The organism is Pseudoalteromonas sp. Scap06, from assembly GCF_013394165.1.
In the GTDB taxonomy this organism is placed as follows: Bacteria; Pseudomonadota; Gammaproteobacteria; order Enterobacterales; family Alteromonadaceae; genus Pseudoalteromonas.
Window position 1 is genome coordinate 173280 of sequence record NZ_CP041331.1, and the last position, 19296, is coordinate 192575.

At 40.2% G+C, this 19296-nt stretch carries 15 protein-coding genes; 9 read left to right on the forward strand and 6 right to left on the reverse strand.

Going from position 1 to position 19296, the window contains the following annotated elements:
• Positions 1-64: 64 nt before the first annotated feature.
• Entirely contained in the window at positions 65-1375 is a 1311-nt protein-coding gene (locus tag FLM47_RS16305) for a DASH family cryptochrome (protein WP_178956965.1), read from the forward strand.
• 40 nt (positions 1376-1415) lie between these two features.
• Here FLM47_RS16305 and FLM47_RS16310 read toward each other — a convergent pair whose 3' ends face one another.
• From FLM47_RS16310 to FLM47_RS16320, 3 genes are all read right to left on the reverse strand, one after another.
• Positions 1416-1874 carry a thioredoxin family protein gene (locus tag FLM47_RS16310; protein WP_138605787.1) on the reverse strand — a complete coding sequence of 153 codons (459 nt, stop codon included), beginning with the start codon at positions 1872-1874 and terminating at the stop codon, positions 1416-1418.
• A gap of 61 nt (positions 1875-1935) precedes the next feature.
• Positions 1936-3891 carry a hypothetical protein gene (locus FLM47_RS16315; RefSeq protein WP_178956966.1) on the reverse strand — a complete coding sequence of 652 codons (1956 nt, stop codon included), beginning with the start codon at positions 3889-3891 and terminating at the stop codon, positions 1936-1938.
• 120 nt (positions 3892-4011) lie between these two features.
• The gene (locus FLM47_RS16320) at positions 4012-4890 is read right to left on the reverse strand and encodes a LysR family transcriptional regulator (protein WP_138621673.1); all 879 of its coding nucleotides are present in this window, start codon (positions 4888-4890) and stop codon (positions 4012-4014) included.
• 96 nt (positions 4891-4986) lie between these two features.
• Between FLM47_RS16320 and FLM47_RS16325 the strand changes: the two genes are divergently transcribed.
• Genes FLM47_RS16325 through FLM47_RS16340 form a run of 4 tightly spaced genes read left to right on the forward strand, consistent with a single transcriptional unit; the run spans position 4987 to position 10786 of the window.
• Complete coding sequence (locus FLM47_RS16325; RefSeq protein WP_178956967.1) at positions 4987-6555, forward strand: NADH-quinone oxidoreductase subunit L; 1569 nt, start codon at positions 4987-4989, stop codon at positions 6553-6555.
• Entirely contained in the window at positions 6552-8978 is a 2427-nt protein-coding gene (locus tag FLM47_RS16330) for a YbcC family protein (protein ID WP_178956968.1), read from the forward strand. The genes FLM47_RS16325 and FLM47_RS16330 overlap by 4 nt, the downstream gene beginning before the upstream one ends.
• Before the next feature lie 3 nt (positions 8979-8981).
• Positions 8982-9779 carry a DUF6671 family protein gene (locus FLM47_RS16335; protein ID WP_178956969.1) on the forward strand — a complete coding sequence of 266 codons (798 nt, stop codon included), beginning with the start codon at positions 8982-8984 and terminating at the stop codon, positions 9777-9779.
• An 8-nt stretch (positions 9780-9787) separates the two neighbouring features.
• A complete protein-coding gene (locus tag FLM47_RS16340; protein ID WP_178956970.1) occupies positions 9788-10786 on the forward strand; it encodes an L-threonylcarbamoyladenylate synthase in 999 nt (332 codons plus the stop codon).
• Here FLM47_RS16340 and FLM47_RS16345 read toward each other — a convergent pair.
• Complete coding sequence (locus FLM47_RS16345) at positions 10779-13034, reverse strand: EAL domain-containing protein (protein ID WP_178956971.1); 2256 nt, start codon at positions 13032-13034, stop codon at positions 10779-10781. The two genes, FLM47_RS16340 and FLM47_RS16345, sit on opposite strands and share 8 nt — an antisense overlap.
• 423 nt (positions 13035-13457) lie before the next feature.
• Between FLM47_RS16345 and FLM47_RS16350 the strand changes: the two genes are divergently transcribed.
• Positions 13458-13943 (forward strand): hypothetical protein, encoded by a 486-nt coding sequence (locus FLM47_RS16350; RefSeq protein ID WP_178956972.1) that lies wholly within the window; start codon positions 13458-13460, stop codon positions 13941-13943.
• Between the two features lie 36 nt (positions 13944-13979).
• Here the strand turns inward: FLM47_RS16350 and FLM47_RS16355 are convergent, their stop codons facing one another.
• Positions 13980-15185, reverse strand: coding sequence for an anhydro-N-acetylmuramic acid kinase (locus tag FLM47_RS16355; RefSeq protein WP_178956973.1), 1206 nt, complete (start codon positions 15183-15185; stop codon positions 13980-13982).
• A gap of 151 nt (positions 15186-15336) precedes the next feature.
• Between FLM47_RS16355 and FLM47_RS16360 the strand changes: the two genes are divergently transcribed.
• From FLM47_RS16360 to FLM47_RS16370, 3 genes are all read left to right on the forward strand, one after another.
• Positions 15337-15843: a GNAT family N-acetyltransferase gene (locus FLM47_RS16360; RefSeq protein WP_178957430.1), complete on the forward strand. Its 507-nt coding sequence runs from the start codon at positions 15337-15339 to the stop codon at positions 15841-15843.
• A gap of 157 nt (positions 15844-16000) precedes the next feature.
• Complete coding sequence (locus FLM47_RS16365) at positions 16001-17029, forward strand: NADP-dependent oxidoreductase (protein WP_178956974.1); 1029 nt, start codon at positions 16001-16003, stop codon at positions 17027-17029.
• A 48-nt stretch (positions 17030-17077) separates the two neighbouring features.
• Entirely contained in the window at positions 17078-17695 is a 618-nt protein-coding gene (locus FLM47_RS16370) for a glutathione S-transferase family protein (RefSeq protein ID WP_178956975.1), read from the forward strand.
• A gap of 49 nt (positions 17696-17744) precedes the next feature.
• Here the strand turns inward: FLM47_RS16370 and FLM47_RS16375 are convergent, their stop codons facing one another.
• Positions 17745-19280, reverse strand: a complete 1536-nt coding sequence (locus tag FLM47_RS16375; RefSeq protein ID WP_178956976.1) for an HD domain-containing phosphohydrolase — start codon at positions 19278-19280, stop codon at positions 17745-17747.
• Between the last annotated feature and the right edge of the window lie 16 nt (positions 19281-19296).

The window sequence follows — 19296 nt, forward strand, 5'->3', positions numbered from 1 at the left end:
CAAAACTAATCCCTGCTCGCTTTTGCTTCGTAAAATAAATGATTTTAAAAACCAGAGCATAAGTATGAAAAAACGTATTCTGTATTGGCTGCAAAATGATTTGCGCATTGACGACAACCCCATACTCAATGATTTATCACAACAACAATGTAAGTTGGACCTGGTCTTTGTGATTAACCCTGCTTGGTTTAAAAGCAATAACTATCAACAAAAACCCTATGGTGTCCACAAACAACGCTTTTTAATGCAAAGCCTTTATCAGCTTCAGGAGTTTGTTTTAGAGCTTGGCCAAACTTTACATATTTTAGAAGGCGATCCGGTAAAGGTATTAACACAGCGTATTAATGAGCTTAGCATTGACGAAGTTGTATATAGCCAGCAAATAGGTGTATATGAACAGCGCCAAATTAGTGCTCTTAAGTCAAAATGCACGACTGTGGTATTTAAATCTGTGATGCAAGATACTTTATATCAACAACAGCAACTGCCCTTTGAACTAGCTAATTTACCAACCGGCTTTACACCTTTTAGAAAAAAGATCGAAGCGGCAGAAATTAGTTTAACCACACATACATTTTCAGCAGCAAGATTGCCTCCACCTATTATACTTTGCGCAAAACAACCGATAGAAAAGCCAGCAACAGGGAATACACAATTACTTGGTGGGCATCAGGCTGCGCTTGAGCACTGCCTCAACTATTTTTCATCCCCACTACCGAGTAGCTATAAAATCACTCGTAATGAGCTGGATGGCTTTGATAACTCTACAAAATTTAGTAGCTGGCTGGCTTTTGGCTGTATTAGTGCCAAGCAAATTTTTTGTGCAGTAGATGCTTATGAAGCGCAGTATGGAGCGAACGAGTCAACTTACTGGATCAAGTTTGAATTGCTCTGGCGTGAGTATTTCAAGTGGCATGCAATTAATGTTAAGCATCAGTTATTTACCTTTAAAGGTAAGAAACAAAGCTCGCCACTTACCACGTTTAGCCCGAATCGTTTTGCTAAATGGTGCCAAGGCAGTACACCTTACCCGTTAGTTAATGCCATTATGAAAGAGCTAAATGCAACAGGCTTTATTAGCAATCGCTCAAGACAAATCGTTGCTAGTTGTTTAGTAAACGAACTACAACTAGACTGGCGCTATGGTGCGGCTTACTTTGAGCAACAGTTAATCGATTACGATGTGGCGTCGAATTGGGGTAATTGGCAATATATTGCTGGAGTTGGGGTCGATCCGCGCGGCGGACGTCACTTTAATTTGCAAAAACAAACCCAGCAATATGATCCGCACGGTGAATACATTGCTAAGTGGCAAGGAAATGAGCACTGCGATACACAATTAGATGACTTAGACGCCGCTGATTGGCCAGTGTAATAACATAACCTCAAACATAATACTGGCTAGCTGACTCTCGTTATAAGCCCAAGGTTAAATCTTGGGCGAGAGTGCCGCTGGGTTTTTCTACTACGCGGTTAACTTCAACCCCGTTATGCTTAATAATAAAAGTGGGGGTATATTGTAAGTCATGCGCCAGGGCAATACCTGCCTCATCACGTTTGTCATAACCGACTGTAACAAAGGTTATTTTCGAAAGTTTAACCTTAGACTCATCGAGTAACTTTATTAATCGGGGGACTTCACGGGCACTGTCATGACACCACGTACCTAAAAGCACTAGCACCTCTTTACCTGCTAATTTTTGCATCAATACAACGTCTTGCGGTGTGGGCGAAAATGTTTGGTATTGCTTAGCAAATTTATCGTGCTCGCTTAATAAACGCTTAGCAGTCATAGCGTCCGAGTGTGGTTTGAGCGTTGCATTCACTGCCAGTGGTAAACTCAACATTAAAAGTAAAATTAATTGTTTAAACATATCTTATACTTAAATAGTGTTTTAGTTACTATACCCACAATCGAGCTTAAGTAAATAAAAGTTACTTGCTTTTATCCATAAAATCATCCACTTGTGATAAAACGGCTAAGTACTCACGTTTGGCTTCTTTGTTTTGTTCTAATTTATCTAAGTCACCGATTAACGTTACTAATTGCGTATGTGAATAACTCGACGTTGTTTTAAACTCGTTCGACGCCCCCACACCACTGAGTCGTTTTCTTTCATCCATACTATGACTATCTTCATTTTTCTCGAGCCAAATATCATTAATAAGACGAATATTACTCTCACTGGTGGTGGTTTCTTTCAATTCTTTTTTTAGCTTGTATTGAGATATTTCGGGATTAAACTGATAAACTTTTTTATCTACATCCACCTCATGAGCCTGATCAAGGGCAACCAATTCGTTATTTTTTACAGCGGTACCAATAGTGTAATTTTCTTGTTTATCATAATAATCAGGAGGGATGTCAGAGCGGTTACCTTCTTCATAATTAAAACGCGTGCTCGCCGTTTTATCTTGAGTAACCCCAGTTAACCCTGCTGATTTTTTGTGTTCTGTATTTTGACTCAGCTTTGTGGTGCTTGTTGCTATGTAATCCCCCTGATCCATTGCAAAAGAGAATTTTGCATCAAAATCAGCTAACTTAGAAATACCATCGCCTAAGGAATTTTTATTACTACTTCCTAGTCCTTGGTAGCGTGGATCTTTGGTGATCATGTTGTCAACTAAATTAGCGACAAGCTCGCGTCCATTAGTAAACTGCTTTGTAGCAACCGACTCAATTTCACTGTAGCGCTCAGCGGCTGATGACATACTACTAAACGCACTTTTAAATACAGCCAACCCTTGTTTCATTACTTCATCACTTTTTTGGCCAAACGCCGAACGTGTACTTTTCTCAGAGCTATTGAGCTGGCTATCTTCTAAGCTTTTATCGAGCGCTTTTATGTATTGTTGCATTTGGCTTTTGTCTTGAGCGCCAATGGTTGACATATCAAGCGAAAAATCAATATTGTTTTGTCCGTTTACCGATTCAAACTCCAGTATTTGCTGCTCAGAATCCTCATCAAGGGTATAACTTAAATTAAGCTCATTATCTATTCCAAGGAGCGCTCCATCAGCATCACCAGTATTTCCCTCTGACGTTGAAAAGTACAAATCAAAACCCGAAAGTTCTTTGTTATCAAAATTGCTTAGAAAGCTTAAATCTAAATCAGCTTGGTTTGCGGGTACGTAACGGCTGTAAGCGCTTTGTTTAGCCTTAAAAAATTCATCCGCCATTTCACCAACACCAGAAAGTACTTGCGTTAATGCTTGGTGTTCAGTCTCAGATAAGTCGCCATCTACTTCATAACTTATGCTAAATTCGTCAGTGGTTTCGCCTGTTTCCTCATCATAACCTTGCGCAGAATGAAAGGCGATATTGATAACATCACCTTCTTTGGTTTTTACCGAAAGCTCAAACCCATAGTTATCATCGTCTTCAAATCGCTCGCGATTAAAGCTTTCCATGAAAGGATTAAGTGAGCGCTCAACACGCTGTTGGCTAGATGCTAAAAATGTTTTTTGATTAAATCCCAGTTGCCCCAAGTTTGATAAAATATCGCTAGTGTTGGCATAAGCACCTTGGATATTTTTTACCGAAGAATTTAAGCGCTCAATTAACTGATCGCTACGTTCGTTTTTTAATAAGCCCTCTTGCTGAGAGCTTATTACCGTACGTAGTGCAACCTCTTCACTAGAGAGCTTATAATTTGAGCCACTGGGTGCGCTGGAAATCGTGAGTAACGAGGATAATTGCTGATTAAGTATTTCATCGACTTGTTGGTCACTAAACTGACTAAGCATTTCATCAGTGATTGTTGCCGAACTTGGCGCTAAGTGAGCACGCGATTGCAAACCTGTGGGCATACTGGTTTGGTTTGAATTATTGACCGATTGGGCAAGCAACGCATTTAAGTTAGCATAATTGCCTTGTAGTTTATTAACCATGATTATCCTTAATCTGCAGTACAATATAAATACGGTATCGGCCAACGAATTAAAAGCTTTAATTATTTTTTTATTATTTAAAAATAAAGTATTTACGCAAAAAACATACTTTAAAAGTAATTAGCAGGTTTTGGCAAGCAGCGACTTTAATATGTCTGGTACAAACTTGCGCTGCGCGGTAATGGCATAGAAGTGCTCAAACGCATCGGGTAAACGCTGATATTCAACTAGTAGGCCTTGTTCTATTTCATCCTTTACTACAACTGATGGCAATACCGATAACGCACCACTATCACGGGCAAGTAATCGCAGCATAGCCATATCATCAGCCTCTGCTTTTATTTTTGGCTGATACTGCCAACGAGCACACAAAGCATTAAATGAGTCTCTAATAGCAGAAGTTTTAGCGGGTAACACCCACTGTGCATCCGTGTAACCTGTTGGAAATTGGCCACGTATTTTTTTATCAGCTGGACCCACTATAGCTAATGGCTGACGAGATACCAACTGACTTTGCCAAAGCTGATCGTAGTGCTCAAGCCCGATGGGTTTATTAGTTAAAACTAAATCCAGTTCGTGTTCTGCCAAGCCATTTAACAGCCCATCCATACGCCCTGCAGTCAGCGAAAAGCGTACTTCGTCATTGCTCATTAAGGGATTAATAAACTCTTCGATAAAGTTACGAGAGAGCGTATTGAGCACTCCGATTGATAAATGCTGGGTTTGCGAAATCACCCCTTTATGAATAAAAGAAGACAGTTCTTCCCCTTTGGTGAATATATCGTTGGCGTACATTTGCACCCGCTTTCCCATATCGGTTAATGCGAGTGTGCGGCCTTTACGTTCAAATAACTCAATATTAATGGTGTGTTCTAATTGTTTTATTTGCGTAGAGAGCGCTGACTGCGACAAATGCAGCTCTTTCGCCGCTTGGGTTAAGTTACCAATGCGAGCAACCGACCAAAAATAATATAAATGATGATAATTTAAACGGCTCATTATTGTTCTCTTTTATAGAACGTTTACATACATTATATCTATTTTTATTTAGTTATCTAGTTTGCCATACTTTGCTCACTAAATAAGGAGCACTTAATGAGTGAGTATATTATTTCGTTGTTAATGCTAATAATGCCTTTAAGCACATTTATAGCAGCCTGGTTAATTGGCCAACGATCGCGCGCTTCAAATGGTCATGTACTGTTTAAAGTAATGATGTTTAATAGCCTTGCATTTATAACAGCTATTACGCTTCATCAAATTTATGCTTTTGATTTACTCAGTTTCTTATCGCTGACCATGACCCGAATTATTATGCTGGGGCTTATATTATTTATCACGCTGATATTGATTCGCTTTTGTAGGCACTATATGCAAGGTGAGCCACGCGTAAACTACTTTTGGCGATGGCTATTACTAACCATCACAGCCGTATTAGTTGTGGTTATGAGCAACCACTTAGCGCTATTTTGGCTAGGTTGGGTGGCGATAAGTTTAGCACTGCATAAACTTTTAATGTTTTACCCTGAGCGCCCACGAGCGGTGCTTGCCGCCCATAAAAAATTTATTGTGGCACGTGTTGCCGAATCCTTATTACTAATTGCATTTGGTATTTTGTGGTTCACTCACAATAGCCTGTACATAAGTGATATAACCGCCTTTTATCACACCACCACACAACCACTGTCTTTTGCAGAGCAAGTTGCCGCTTTTTTAATTGCCTGTGCAGCCTTAATAAAATGTGCTCAACTTCCAATACACGGTTGGCTAATTAAAGTGGTTGAAGTACCGACACCGGTGAGCGCGTTATTACATGCGGGAGTCATTAATTTAGGTGGCTTTTTATTAATTTTATTTGCTCCTTTGTTTATTCAAGCTAGCGCAGCCCAATGGTTAATTTTAATTGTTGCAGGTTTAACTACGGTGATCAGCGCATTAATAATGACCACTCGAATAAGCGTTAAAGTTCGGCTTGCCTGGTCTACCAGTGCGCAAATGGGGTTAATGCTGGTAGAGTGTGCGCTGGGGTTATTTGAGCTGGCTTTACTTCACCTTGTTACCCACTCAACTTATAAAGCTTTCGCATTTTTAAACTCAGGTAACGGCGTAAATGAAGATCTGATCCGTCGCCATATGCCAAAACAATCACCAGTATGCTTTGACTGGTTAGCCGGTGCGCTTATTTCAATAATAATCGTTGGTGCAGCATGGTTTATCAGCTCTTATCAGGGAGCGGTAAGTATTTGGTTGCTTTTAGCATCAGCGTTAACCATTTTGCTTGCAAATCAGCATGGTACAGCTACGGCTAAAACACGCAGTAAAAAACTGTTAATTGCACTATTAGTGGTCTTTAGCTATGTAGCGGCTAAAAATATCTTTGCGTTTGCACTTCCCCTTGAGCAGTGGCGCGAACCTGCATTTAGCCTGGCCGACAGTTGGGTAATAGCCCTTATTTTAACCCTAATGATAGCAAGCTACTGTTTGCGCTATCAATCTTGGCGCCCTCAGGTTAAATCACTGTCTACTTTATTATTTGCAGGCTTGTATTTAGATGAGTGGTTTACACGATTAACACTAAAAATATGGCCGATAAATTTGCCTAATAATGGCCACACTGATTTAAAAAATCATGCCGTTGGGATCACTATTGAGGAATCAAAATGAGCACTCTAACGCCTTCAGATAATAGAGCACTCTCGCTAAGCGACAGTCAAAAGAGCCTACTTGATAAAGTATGCGGTTACATAGCACCAAACTGGCCGTTAGATCAGATGATTGCAGTTAACCCATTTTGGGAAATGCGCCATATGCCAATTGAAGATGTAAGCGCACGACTGGATACCTTATGTAATGCCAACATGCTAATGCCTAAAGATTTTTATCTGCAAAAATATAACACCAGCATGATTACCGACAAACACTTAGCCGATGCCGCAACGCTACTTAATAGTGACTTTAATAAAGAGCAACTATTACAAGCGCTTAAGATTGATGTGCCATTAGTAGACTGGCACAACATTGCTGATTTACTCGACCAGCAACGTAATAAGCATAAAATGGCTTGGCATGATGAAATTACTCATCAGTTAAGTCAGTTTTGTGCTGCGCATTATCAACAACTCGGTCCCATGCTGCATCGTAATGATACTCAAGCCCCATCTGAATTATATCGCCATTGGCTAACTGTTATTCAAGCGGATAAAGGCATTAGCATTGTTATGGATGAACGGCATTTAAATGGCTATTTTAAGCGATTACCCACATCCGCAGATGAACTGATTGCACTGACCCTTAAAACGCTTAACATAGATAATGATTCGTTAGAGTTATACGCTCACTCATTGCTTTTAGATATTAACGGTTGGGCATCTTGGCTTGCGTATCTGCGATTTCAAGGTCAGCTTTACGACACGCCAACAAATGAGATGAAGCAACTTCTGGCCATGCGCATGGCATGGGACTTAGTGATTTGGCAGTACCTAGCCAATCACGATAGTGCTACATTTAAACAACTACAAAGTCAGTGGCAACAAGAAAAAGCGCTTGTCGTTGAGCGCTTACATGCACATAAACTAGCACAAAAACCATTATGGGTGTGGGCAAAAGCGCTAGAACTAAGTTTTCAATATCCACTTAATGATGCGCTGCAAACCGCGACTAAAGCCCCCGTGAAAAACGCTCAATTACAAGCGGTGTTTTGTATTGATGTTCGCTCGGAAGTGATTCGCCGTGCGCTAGAGTCTCAAAGTCAACATATTGAAACTTTTGGCTTTGCTGGTTTTTTTGGTTTACCTCTGGAATATCAAGAAAATGGCAGTGCTATTACTCGCCCACAGCTCCCTGGGCTACTTAAACCGGCTATACATGCCACGCAAACTCACAAAGACGCGACACTTGAAGCATCACGCCAAAATAGTGCCACATGGCAAAGCTGGTCAAAATCGGCCCCTTCATCGTTTTCTATGGTTGAGTCATCAGGTTGGCTATACGCATTTAAACTAATAAAAAATACCTTTTTATCTAAAGGCGATGCTAAAAAGTGCACCCCAACTGACTGGCAATTAACACAAAACCAGCAGCAACTGACCCTAAAAGACAAAACCGATTTAGCCCAAAAAGTGCTTACTACTTTAGGTATAAAAGCGTTGGCACCACAGGTGATGTTAGTGGGTCATGCTAGCCATACAACCAATAACTTACACAGTGCTGGCCTAGATTGCGGCGCCTGTGGCGGGCAAAGTGGTGAAGTGAATGTGCGAGTGCTCGCAAGCCTACTTAACGATATTCAAGTACGTCAAGCGCTTAAAACTCGGGGACTCACACTGTCAGAAAACACCCAGTTTATTGCAGCCATTCATAATACAACCACAGATGTGATCACCACCTATGATGCTCAACTGGATGATAATCTAAAAAAATGGCTCAGTGTGGCAACACAAACAGCTCAGCGCGAACGCTTAGTTAATATAGAGCCAAAGCTGATTGATAAATCAGCGGATGAAATTAATCACGCTTATCATCAACGCGCCCGCGATTGGTCGCAGGTGCGGCCTGAATGGGGACTTGCAAATAATGCCGCCTTTATTGTCGCGCCGCGCTCATGGACGCGAAGTATTAACTTACAGGGGCGCTGTTTTTTACACGATTATGATTGGGAAAGCGATAACGACTTTGCAATATTAGAGCTTATTATGACTGCGCCTATGATAGTCACCCATTGGATCAATAGCCAATATAATGCCTCGGTTAACGACAATCACAAATACGGCAGTGGTAATAAAATACTTCATAATGCGGTGGGCGGTAACATAGGCTTATTTGAAGGTAATGGCGGCGACCTGCGCATAGGCTTGGCCATACAATCGCTACACAATGGCGATAAATGGATGCACGAACCTATTCGCCTCAATGTATATATTGCTGCGCCACAATCAGCAATCGCAGCAATTTATAACAAGCATACGATGGTGAAGGAACTAATTGATAACCATTGGCTAACACTCATTCGTTGGGGCGATGACAACACCTTAGAGCGCTTTGAAAACGGGTACTTCACTACAGTTGCCCCCTCCACAGAGCGAGCATGATCAATGTTAAACGCTGTCATTGCCACTAAACATAAAAAGGCACCTTTGATCGCTCCCGCATTGAAGCCACTTGGCTATAATGTGGTAACAACCAGTCTATTTGATACCGATACGCTTGGGATGTTTACTAATGAAGTGCAGCGTGATTGCAGTGCCCAAACAGCAGCACTAATAAAAGCTCAACAAGCGTGTGAACTCACTGGCGAGCAATGTGGGCTTGGTAGTGAAGGCAGCTTTGGAGGTGGCCCATACCCTGGGTTAATGAACTGGGATGAAGAAGTAATTTGTTTTTACGATAAACACACAGACATCGCTATTTATGGACATGCAGGCGGGCCATTTTCACCCAGCAGCTTAACCATTAACAGCGAGACTAATGTTGAATCAATCACGGTCGCATGCCAGCGCTTTAAAGAGCAGCACTGGATACTTGATGACACTCAAACACTTTTTAAAGGGCTAAGCTTTGAAGGCTTGGTTGCTTTATTTAAAGAAAAAGTGCCCAAAGCCGGCATAATCACGCCTGATTTAAGAGCTATGTATAGTGGGCAACGCCAAGCTATTATTCGCCTCGCTGCCGAGGACTTAGCAAGGCGGTTGGCATCAAAATGTCCACAATGCCAGTGTGCTAACTTTGTTGCCAAACAACTCACTAAAGGCTTACCCTGTGAACTGTGTAACATGCCCACACAACAAGTAAAATCAACAACCTCTTTGTGTGATAGCTGCGGCTATAACCATATTGAAGCGAATGAAAAACACGTTGCCGATGCAACATATTGCCAGTTTTGTAATCCTTAAGAGTTATTATGACATCAATACAACCGACTCAATTATTAAATACTGAAGAGCGTATTAACCAAGCCGTAGCACTATTAAAAGCCGGCGAATGCGTTGCCTTACCCACAGAAACCGTTTATGGCTTAGCCGCAGATGCGACTAATAGTGATGCTGTAGCGAAAATATTTACCGCGAAAGGACGTCCAACAAATCACCCGCTCATTGTGCATATTCCCAATCAGTCGCATGTGCACCACTGGGCAAAAAATGTAAATAAGGCGGCCATCACGCTTGCTGATGCATTTTGGCCCGGCCCACTCACCCTAATTTTAAATGCTAAAGATGATTTAAACAGTCCGGTAACAGGCGGCTTGCCCACCATTGGACTTCGCGTGCCTGCGCATCCTGAGTTTTTAGCGGTACTAAAACAATTAAATACTGGTCTTGCAGCTCCCTCTGCTAATCGATACAAGCAGTTGAGCCCAATCAACGCAGCTCATGTTATGCGCGATTTGAATGGTCGAATTAGTGCGGTATTACAAGGAGGTGAATGTAATGTAGGTATTGAATCGACCATTGTCGATGCCAGCTCAGAGCAGTTACGCATATTACGCCCAGGACCAATTTCAGCATCTGATATTTTGCAAAAAACTGGACTGCATGTCAGCACGCCACATTCACATAACGAAGTGGTACCGGGTAATGTAAAAGCGCATTATCAGCCTCATGCACCAGCCATGTTGGCTAATACTGAAGATTTCGCTAAAATTTTGAGTGAAAACTCTCAGAGTAAAAGTCACTATTTAATCTATTCTACTCAATTGCAACAGCAATTATTAGCGGGCGACATTCCATCAGAGCGTATTACTAAGCTCAGTAGTTGCCCTATTGAATACGCTAAAAATATGTATAAAGCACTGCATCTTATTGATGAGACGACCCCATTAACTATTTATATCGAAAAGCCGCCAATAAGCAGTGAGTGGGCTGCAGTGAATGATCGCCTTAGTCGCGCGGCTACTAGTTAGCTTGCAGGTATTCAATTACAGAGGTCGCGTTCACAGGTTTGTAAAAGTAATACCCCTGAAAACGTTTACAGCCAATATCCACTAACATATCAAATTGTGCCTGCTCTTCCACGCCTTCAGCGATAACACTTATGTTATGGCTGAAGGCAATGGCAATAATACTTTGCACCATGCTGATAGACTTAGGATCTATTAAAATATCATCTACAAAGCTTTTATCTATTTTAAGTTCATCTATGGGCAGGCGTCTTAATAAACTTAGTGATGAATAGCCTGTACCAAAATCATCCATCGAGAAACGTATTCCACGCGATTTTAAGCTCAGTATAGTTTCAATCACATGCTCAAGGTTATCCATAAACAGTGACTCTGTAATTTCTAAAATGATACTGTGCGGAGCAACATTGTGCGCCTCTATACTTTGCAATAATTTAGGAATAAAAGCACTGCTTTGAAATTGCATCACAGAAATGTTAATTGCTAGTTCAAGAGGCGTATCGCTATGTTGTTGCATCGTTGCAAATTCACTAATAGAGCGCGCTAAAACAAAGTCACCGATTTTAAAAATTAAATCACTTTGCTCCGCAATAGCAATAAACTCAGCAGGTGAAACCATACCCAACTCGCTATCATGCCAACGAATTAGTGCTTCCATAGCATGAATTTTACCCTGCTCATTTACTTGGCACTGATAGGCCATAGAGAATGATTGCTCACTTAGCGCTACATTTAACCGCTCTTCTACTTTTAAACGGCGTAAATAAGCTTGTTTTATACCTGCATGGTAATGGCACAACCACTGTCCTGTATCTTTCGCCCATTGATTAGCCAAATGTGCGCTGCGCACTAGTTTACTTTTGGTTATGCCATGCTCTGGGTAGTTGGCCACACCAACACTCATATTTAAAGGACGTTCGGTATTTTTGGTTTCATATTGTTCAATAGAGGATGCTAATATTTGTTCAAAAGTGTGCCTATTTTGCTCATCCGATAAATGCGGCGTAATAATGCAAAACTCATTGCCACTGTTTCTAAAAACCAAATATGGAGCTGCGAATGTCGCTTGCAACATTGCGGCATAGGCTTTAATTGCCTTATCGCCATACTCCATACCAAAGCGATTATTCATCGAGCGTAAATTGGTAATGTTTATAATTGCCAAGCTAAACGATGTCCCTTTTTTTGCTTCAAAGCTATCACGCAGTGCTTTTCGATTAGGTAACTTAGTTAAATCATCATTACGAGAAAGGTAAAACAGTTCATCAATCCGTTTTTGCTCAGCACGAGCAATAAACCTAAAACCAAAATATAAGAGCGTACAAATCAGTAAATAAATGAAAGAATACCAACAGACCTTCCAATAAAATACACTTTTTATTGGCTGCATCGCTCTGTTTGAAAGTGTCCATAACTGATAGCGATTATCAAATTTTGCAGATGTGATATAAGGTTTGCCTTGAATATCAATAATAAGGCTAAATACTTCTTCAGAAGATTTAAGTGCTTGCTTTGTTTTACCCAGCTGTTTTACTAACTCAGCATCTAGAAGGCCAAAAAATTGCTTAGCTTGTGTACGTGTATAACTAGCAATATCAGCGCTTTTGTTTGAGCTATATTGAATGTAGCCATCTAACTCTCTAATAATTAATAAATAATCATCTTGAGTGCTGCTTAAAATATTTAAATATTTGTCACCATTTGAAATAGCCATTCCAGACGTCATCACTGCAATAACTTCTGCGTTTTCGTTTCTTAGCGACTTTCGGATCGGAATTATCCACTCTTGAAGTGTTTCATTATAGTACGTTTTGCCTAATATCATTTTATTAGACTTTAAAGTACGAGCAAAGTTGTCACGTGTTCTTTCATTTTCTTTAAGGTTAACTATGGTAGAAGCATCTAAGTTTGAACTGAAATAGAGTATTTGACCATGCGTATTAAATAATCCAAAACCAGTTGAAACGAGGTTTTCTAACAAAATATTATTAAGGTTCTTTATGAGAGATGTATTTGTAGATGAGCTATTATTAGTAACAATATCTCTGCCAATTAGATCCAGCATAAGCTCTTTATTTCTGAGGGTGCTTTTAAGTGCTTGCGCAGAAAACTCCACACGATTTTGGGAGCTTGTGCGGTATTCTTTTTCGATATTTCGCCATTCATAAGCCAACAAAACGCTTAATAGGACTAGACCGCCTAATAGCAAAAAACAAAAGAGTTTCCATAAATTATTTTTTATTAGTGCCATCTAATTTCTCACAACCCTTTTGGTAGTGTGTTATGTATTTGGGCCCTTAACTGCACTTTATGGCTAGCTTGGTTTTTTTTCAAGCTATTTTGTTGCAAAATTGAAACAAACACAAAAAAGCACCCATTATTTAACAATAAAAAACTGGCGCAATTAACAAAAAATTCAGTAAGAGTATTGTTTTTTATCGCTGAGGTAAGACGTTAATCCATTCTTAAATTGTATATACGTTTATCGCAGTGGTTATTGAGCGGCTATTATAATTTATTCCGTAAATATAATACTGATTTAAAACAATACCTTTAGTTCAAAATTACAATTAAAACTAGCATTTGTATTAAGCGCTTTAGCTTAGTCATAATTATGCAACAATCATCAGCGATAATAGCTGCATTATTAGTCAATATAGTTTTATAAGCCCCCATGAGTGAATCCATGGTGCAATTAACCTTTGCACTACCGTCATTTGAAGATCCTATCTCTGCGGCACTGAGCCACAGCATGGAATTTGAAACGCTGTCACAGCAGGCCAATAGCCAGCATCAAATTGCTTTGCAATGCGTTTTGCCTGAGGCTGCCCATGAAGGTGATATTATTTCACTTAGCGCAACGTTGCCAAACGCACGTGAAGCTCAGTACTACACAGAAAAAAAGCTCAGCCAACTTGATTTAGAGCAAGGACGAGTCACGCTTAGGTTAAGTGAAATAGCGCACCGTCGTGGTTTTGTAATGCAAATGATTTTGCATGGTAAACACGGTACGTTAAAAAATAGCTTGCAGTTTGATATGCACATTAACCAATTTGGTAATGGATATACTGTACCAATAAATACGATTACGCCGCCAAAGCCTCATCGCGTTCGTCAGTACCTTGCCAGTGTGGGAACAGCTTTAATCTCACTTTTTTAGCTCTTGTTATAAACTTTTCCATTAAGCTTTAATTAGTTAATCAGCAAAGCTCACTTTACCCATAGTAATATCTAAAATTCCACCCCTTTTATTTTTTGCACTTTGTCGCTGCCCTGCTAAACATTCGTTTGCCAAAATAGCAAACAGCACCGCCTCTTTGGCATCGGGGTGAACACCTAAATCATCAGTATTCTTAAACGCCTTAATATTTGGGCAGTGTATTAGTAATTGCTCCATCAATAATGGATTATGAATTCCTCCACCACTGGCATATACCACACAGTTTTGAACCCCTTCAGCACAGTCATTTAACGCCCTAGCAATCGTAGTCGCAGAAAGCGCATTTAATGTCGCCAACACATCTTCATGGCTTAAATCTTGGGTTGCGGTTTGGGCTTGGGCTGCGCGTAATAAGGCTAAATTAAACACCTCAGGCCCTGTTGTTTTTGGCAGTGATAATTTAAAAAACGCATTATCGCTGAGCGCTTTTAGCAGTTTTGCATTCACCTTGCCTGCTTTGGCAAGCTTTGCGCCCTCATCATAATGCAGCCCTTTAAAATAAGACTGTACGTAGGCATCCATAATGGTGTTACCTGGGCCTATGTCGCTACTAAACACGCTACTAGTATCACCGTTTTTAGGTAAAAACGTTAAGTTTGCAATGCCACCCATGTTTAATAAAATGCGGTTTTCATCAGGGCTGGCAAAAAATAAATAATCGCCATATACCGCTAAAGGTGCGCCTTCGCCCCCTGCGGCTATGTGCTTTTGCCTAAAATCGCCAACAGTGGTAATGCTTGTAGTAACTGCTATTTGGTCACTATCACCTATTTGCAAGGTGCCATGTTTAAAGTCATGATGGTTATGCTGCGACTGCGGACAGTGATAAATAGTTTGCCCGTGGCTTGCTATGGCATCAATACTCGCAGGGTCAATACCCCATGCAATTAAACACTGATTAACCATAGCACCATGGAGTTTTCCCACCCAAGGGTGTAACAAAGTCAGCACTTCTAAATCGCATTCGCGCTTGGCAAATACCTGCTTTATTTTAGTTTTATACTCGTCGCTGTATTCAACCGTAGTAAAATTTTTAACCTCTATTTGTGTATGTAAACCCGCACCGGTTATTTTACATAGCGCCACATCTAAACCATCTAAAGAGGTGCCACTCATTAAACCAATAATTAAACGACTGGGCTTTTTAGCGCTATTATAAAGGGCTTCGATATGAGGATGCATAGAGACTCTGTCTGGGTGTTTTTTACATTTTAAAAGAGTTTTAAGCAAAGTTATACCTGTATACACTTTAATTTTAATGAATTGTTTTTCATTGTTTAAGCGTTTAAAGCTTGCTAAGTTATTGCCTGATAATAACAAACTCATTTGTAGCATGATCACTTTACGAGCATTTAAACAACACGATACCTGCCAAATAGTCACCATTTTGAACGATCAACAAGTAGCTCGCTATTTGTCCTCTAAAATTCCATTTCCTTATACCCAAGCAGATGCAAACTGGTGGGTAAATGAGGGAGCAAAATTTGGCATCATTAAAGCCATTGAAGTTGATGGCCTGTGTGTTGGTTGTATTGGTGTTATTCCTGGTGAATTTGAGTATAGCCGCAGTGGCGAAATAGGTTATTGGCTTAGTCAGCAGTATTGGGGGCAAGGTATTATTACCCAAGCCATAGAGTTAATTACTAAAGAAGTGTTTGAAAGTACTAACTTAAACCGTATTCATGCGGCTGTATTTGCAGGTAATGTTGGCTCAATGAGCGCGTTGCTTAAAAATGGCTTTAATAACGAAGCTATTTTAAAGAAAGCAATTTATAAAAATGGTCACTATTTTGATAGCCATCTATTTAGTGTGCTAAAACAGAGTAATTGTTCTAATTAAATTCTTTCGACGGTTGAATTAACCACCTTTCGCCCAAAGCTCGTGTATCAAGGTACAAATCTTTTCTACCTATCCGCGCATTATTGTTGAGCAATGTATAGTTTTAAAGCTTAAACATTCGGTAGTAGGTGGTTTTTCACTTTATTTGGAGGTTTTTATGTCCACAACCAGTCGTCAATTTACTTTAGCATCACGTCCATATGGTGCTCCTACTAATGAAAATTTTGAACTTAAAAACGTAGAGTTACCATCATTAAAAGATGGTGAAGTATTGCTGCGTACTATTTATTTATCACTGGACCCCTACATGCGTGGTCGCATGAGCGATGCTAAATCGTATGCCGACCCTGTAGAAATTGGCGATGTAATGGTTGGTGCAACGGTTTGCCAAGTCGAATCATCTAAAAATGATAAGTTTAGCGAAGGCGAATGGGTATTAGCATATACAGGCTGGCAAACTTACGCTATCTCAAATGGCGAGGGCTTAATGTCATTAGGTAAAGAGCCAACTAATCCGTCTTATGCACTTGGTATTATGGGTATGCCTGGCTTTACCGCCTACATGGGCTTACTAGATATTGGCGCACCTAAAGCGGGTGAAACCGTTGTTGTTGCAGCAGCTACAGGCCCAGTAGGCGCAACGGTTGGTCAAATAGCTAAAATTAAAGGCTGTAAAGTAGTAGGCGTTGCCGGAGGCAGCGAAAAATGCGCTCATGCTGTTGAAACTCTTGGTTTTGATGCATGTATAGATCATAAAGCCGAAGATTTTGCCGAGCAGTTAGAAAAAGCATGTGAGCAAGGCATTGATGTTTATTATGAAAATGTGGGCGGAAAAGTGTTTGATGCCGTATTACCTTTGCTTAATACCTCAGCACGCGTGCCTATCTGTGGTTTGGTATCGCAATATAATGCCACCAGCTTGCCTGAAGGTCCTGATAGATTAGGTATGCTAATGGGACAATTGTTAACTAAGCGTATTAAAATGCAGGGCTTTATCATTTTTGATGACTATGGCGATCGTTATGACGAATTTGCACAAGACATGCAAAAGTGGCTGCAAGACGGAAAAGTTCAGTACCGCGAATATCTTGTAGATGGTTTTGAAAAAACCATCAGCGCATTTAACGACATGATCAGCGGGAAGAACTTTGGTAAAACCGTAGTAAAGATTAACAGCCCACTATAATAACATTCAGGCTATGTTGTAATTCAACACAGCTCAATAAGGAAGAAAATGATTAAACTACACCACTTAAACAAGTCTCGTTCTAAACGTATTATTTGGTTATTAGAAGAGCTTGAGGTTGATTACGAAATTGTTGCTTATCAGCGCAATACTGAAACTTTTTTAGCCCCTGATGAGCTTAAAAGTGTGCATCCGCTGGGTAAATCGCCAGTTATAGAAGATGATGGCTTAGTGATCGCCGAGTCTGGTGCTATCACAGATTACCTGATAACTAAATATGGCAAAGGTAAGTTTGCACCAGTCACAGGTACTGCAGAATTTGTAGACTACCAACAATGGCTTCACTTTGCAGAAAGCTCTGCAATTTTACCATTATTGCTAAAAATGTTTGTCCAGAAAGATGGTGCTAAAACGCAATTTTTAGAGGGCTATGCCGATACTGAAACCGCTAAAGTAATTAGCTATTTTAACAGCCGCCTTGAAGGCAAACGTTATTTAGTGGGCGATACTCTCACTGGTGCCGATTTTATGATGTCGTTTATTGTTGAAATCGTTAAAAACGCTGGCCAACTAGGGCACTTTAAAAACCTAGTTAAATACGATGAGCAATTACAATCTCACGAAAAGTTTCATACTGCCAACGAGCTTGAAGCTAAATACGACTAATTTTATGTTCGCTTTGATTGTGGCTAACGCAATCAGAGCTACAATCTCGTTACTCAGGCCTGTCTAAATAAATTTGTTTAAACGCATTAAAATTCAATTCAAATAATTCAACCAACGTCGGATCGAAATGATTACCTGCGCCTTTAATTATCTCAGCTTTTGCTTCATCCATGCTCCAAGGCTCTTTATAACAACGACGACAACATAACGCATCAAACACATCTGCAATCGCAGTAATTCGGCCCTCTAAACTTATATCTTTCTGTTTTTTAGCGTGCGGATAACCCGCTCCATCCCATCGTTCGTGATGATCAATCGCAATATTAGCCGCCATATCAATGACAGGATTTCCCGTACCTTTGAGTATTTCCCAGCCTTTGGTGGTGTGCTGTTTCATAATTTCCCATTCATCAGGGTCTAATTTAGCAGGTTTGTTTAAAATCAAGTCTGGAACGCCAACCTTTCCTACATCGTGCAACTGCGCTGCTAAACTAATTCTATCGCAATATGCTCTATTTTGATCATGTAACTCAGCTAACAATTTGGCATATAAACCTACCCTGATCACGTGGGAACCTGTCTCTTTAGAGCGTGACTCCATCGCCCCACCCATTAACGATATAGCAAGCTGTTGTGTTTCTTCAACTGAATTGGCTAATAATAGGCTTTCAAATGTTAAAACCACATTACCTAAAAATAAATCGACTAGTTGCTGAGCTTCTTTTTTAACCGGTTGTAATGATTGGAATGCTAAAATAGAATCGAGCCCTTTTTGGGAGTGATGAAAATAAACATAATGATCATCTGCTATAAAATTCTGCTTAGTTTGCTTTGCTCTTAAAAAATACTCTTGATGTTTTTGTGGAATACTGTCAATTCCGTTGCCCGTGAATAAATGTATGCCAGAAAGCTCTCCTTCGATCATTTGTAGTCTTTGATCTAGCTGGCAAATGCCAAATACTTTAGGCGCATCAATATAGAGATTTGCCTCGCTCATATTCAGCACTAACTTAAGCTCTTCCATAACAACAGAGGTAAACTCAACTAAATCACCAATTTGGGTAATAGTAGAAATTGCTTTTATTAGTCGCTTTAAATTATGGCGGTGGGTTTGTAACATGCAAATATCGCGATACGCTCGCAAAGAAGTATAAAAAATTAATTCAAGGTCATGGCTTTGCAGTTGGCTCTTTGCTTTATAGCCATCAATATCATAATCGCGGATAACACTGCGCTCTGGCGCAACCCCTGGCTGTCCGGTTCTTAAAATAATTCGGCTGTACACATTTTGTAAGTCTTGGCGTATGTAACGAGCAAGCTCTAAGCCTGCATGCTCTGTCTCCATAACAACATCGAGCAAAATTAAAGCATAGCGTTCTGAGCTTTGTAGTTTTTCTTTTGCTTGAGCTGCACTATAAACACTGTGCAGCTCGATAGGGCGTTGCTCAAATTCAAAGCGCTTCATTGCAAGTTGAGTTACTTGGTGCACCGAATCATCGTCATCCACCACTAAAATTTTCCATGGTTCAACGTTTTCAATATCCAAAGCCTGCTTTAAAACGTCATCATCTTGTAACCAATCCATAAACACACCCTGCTAA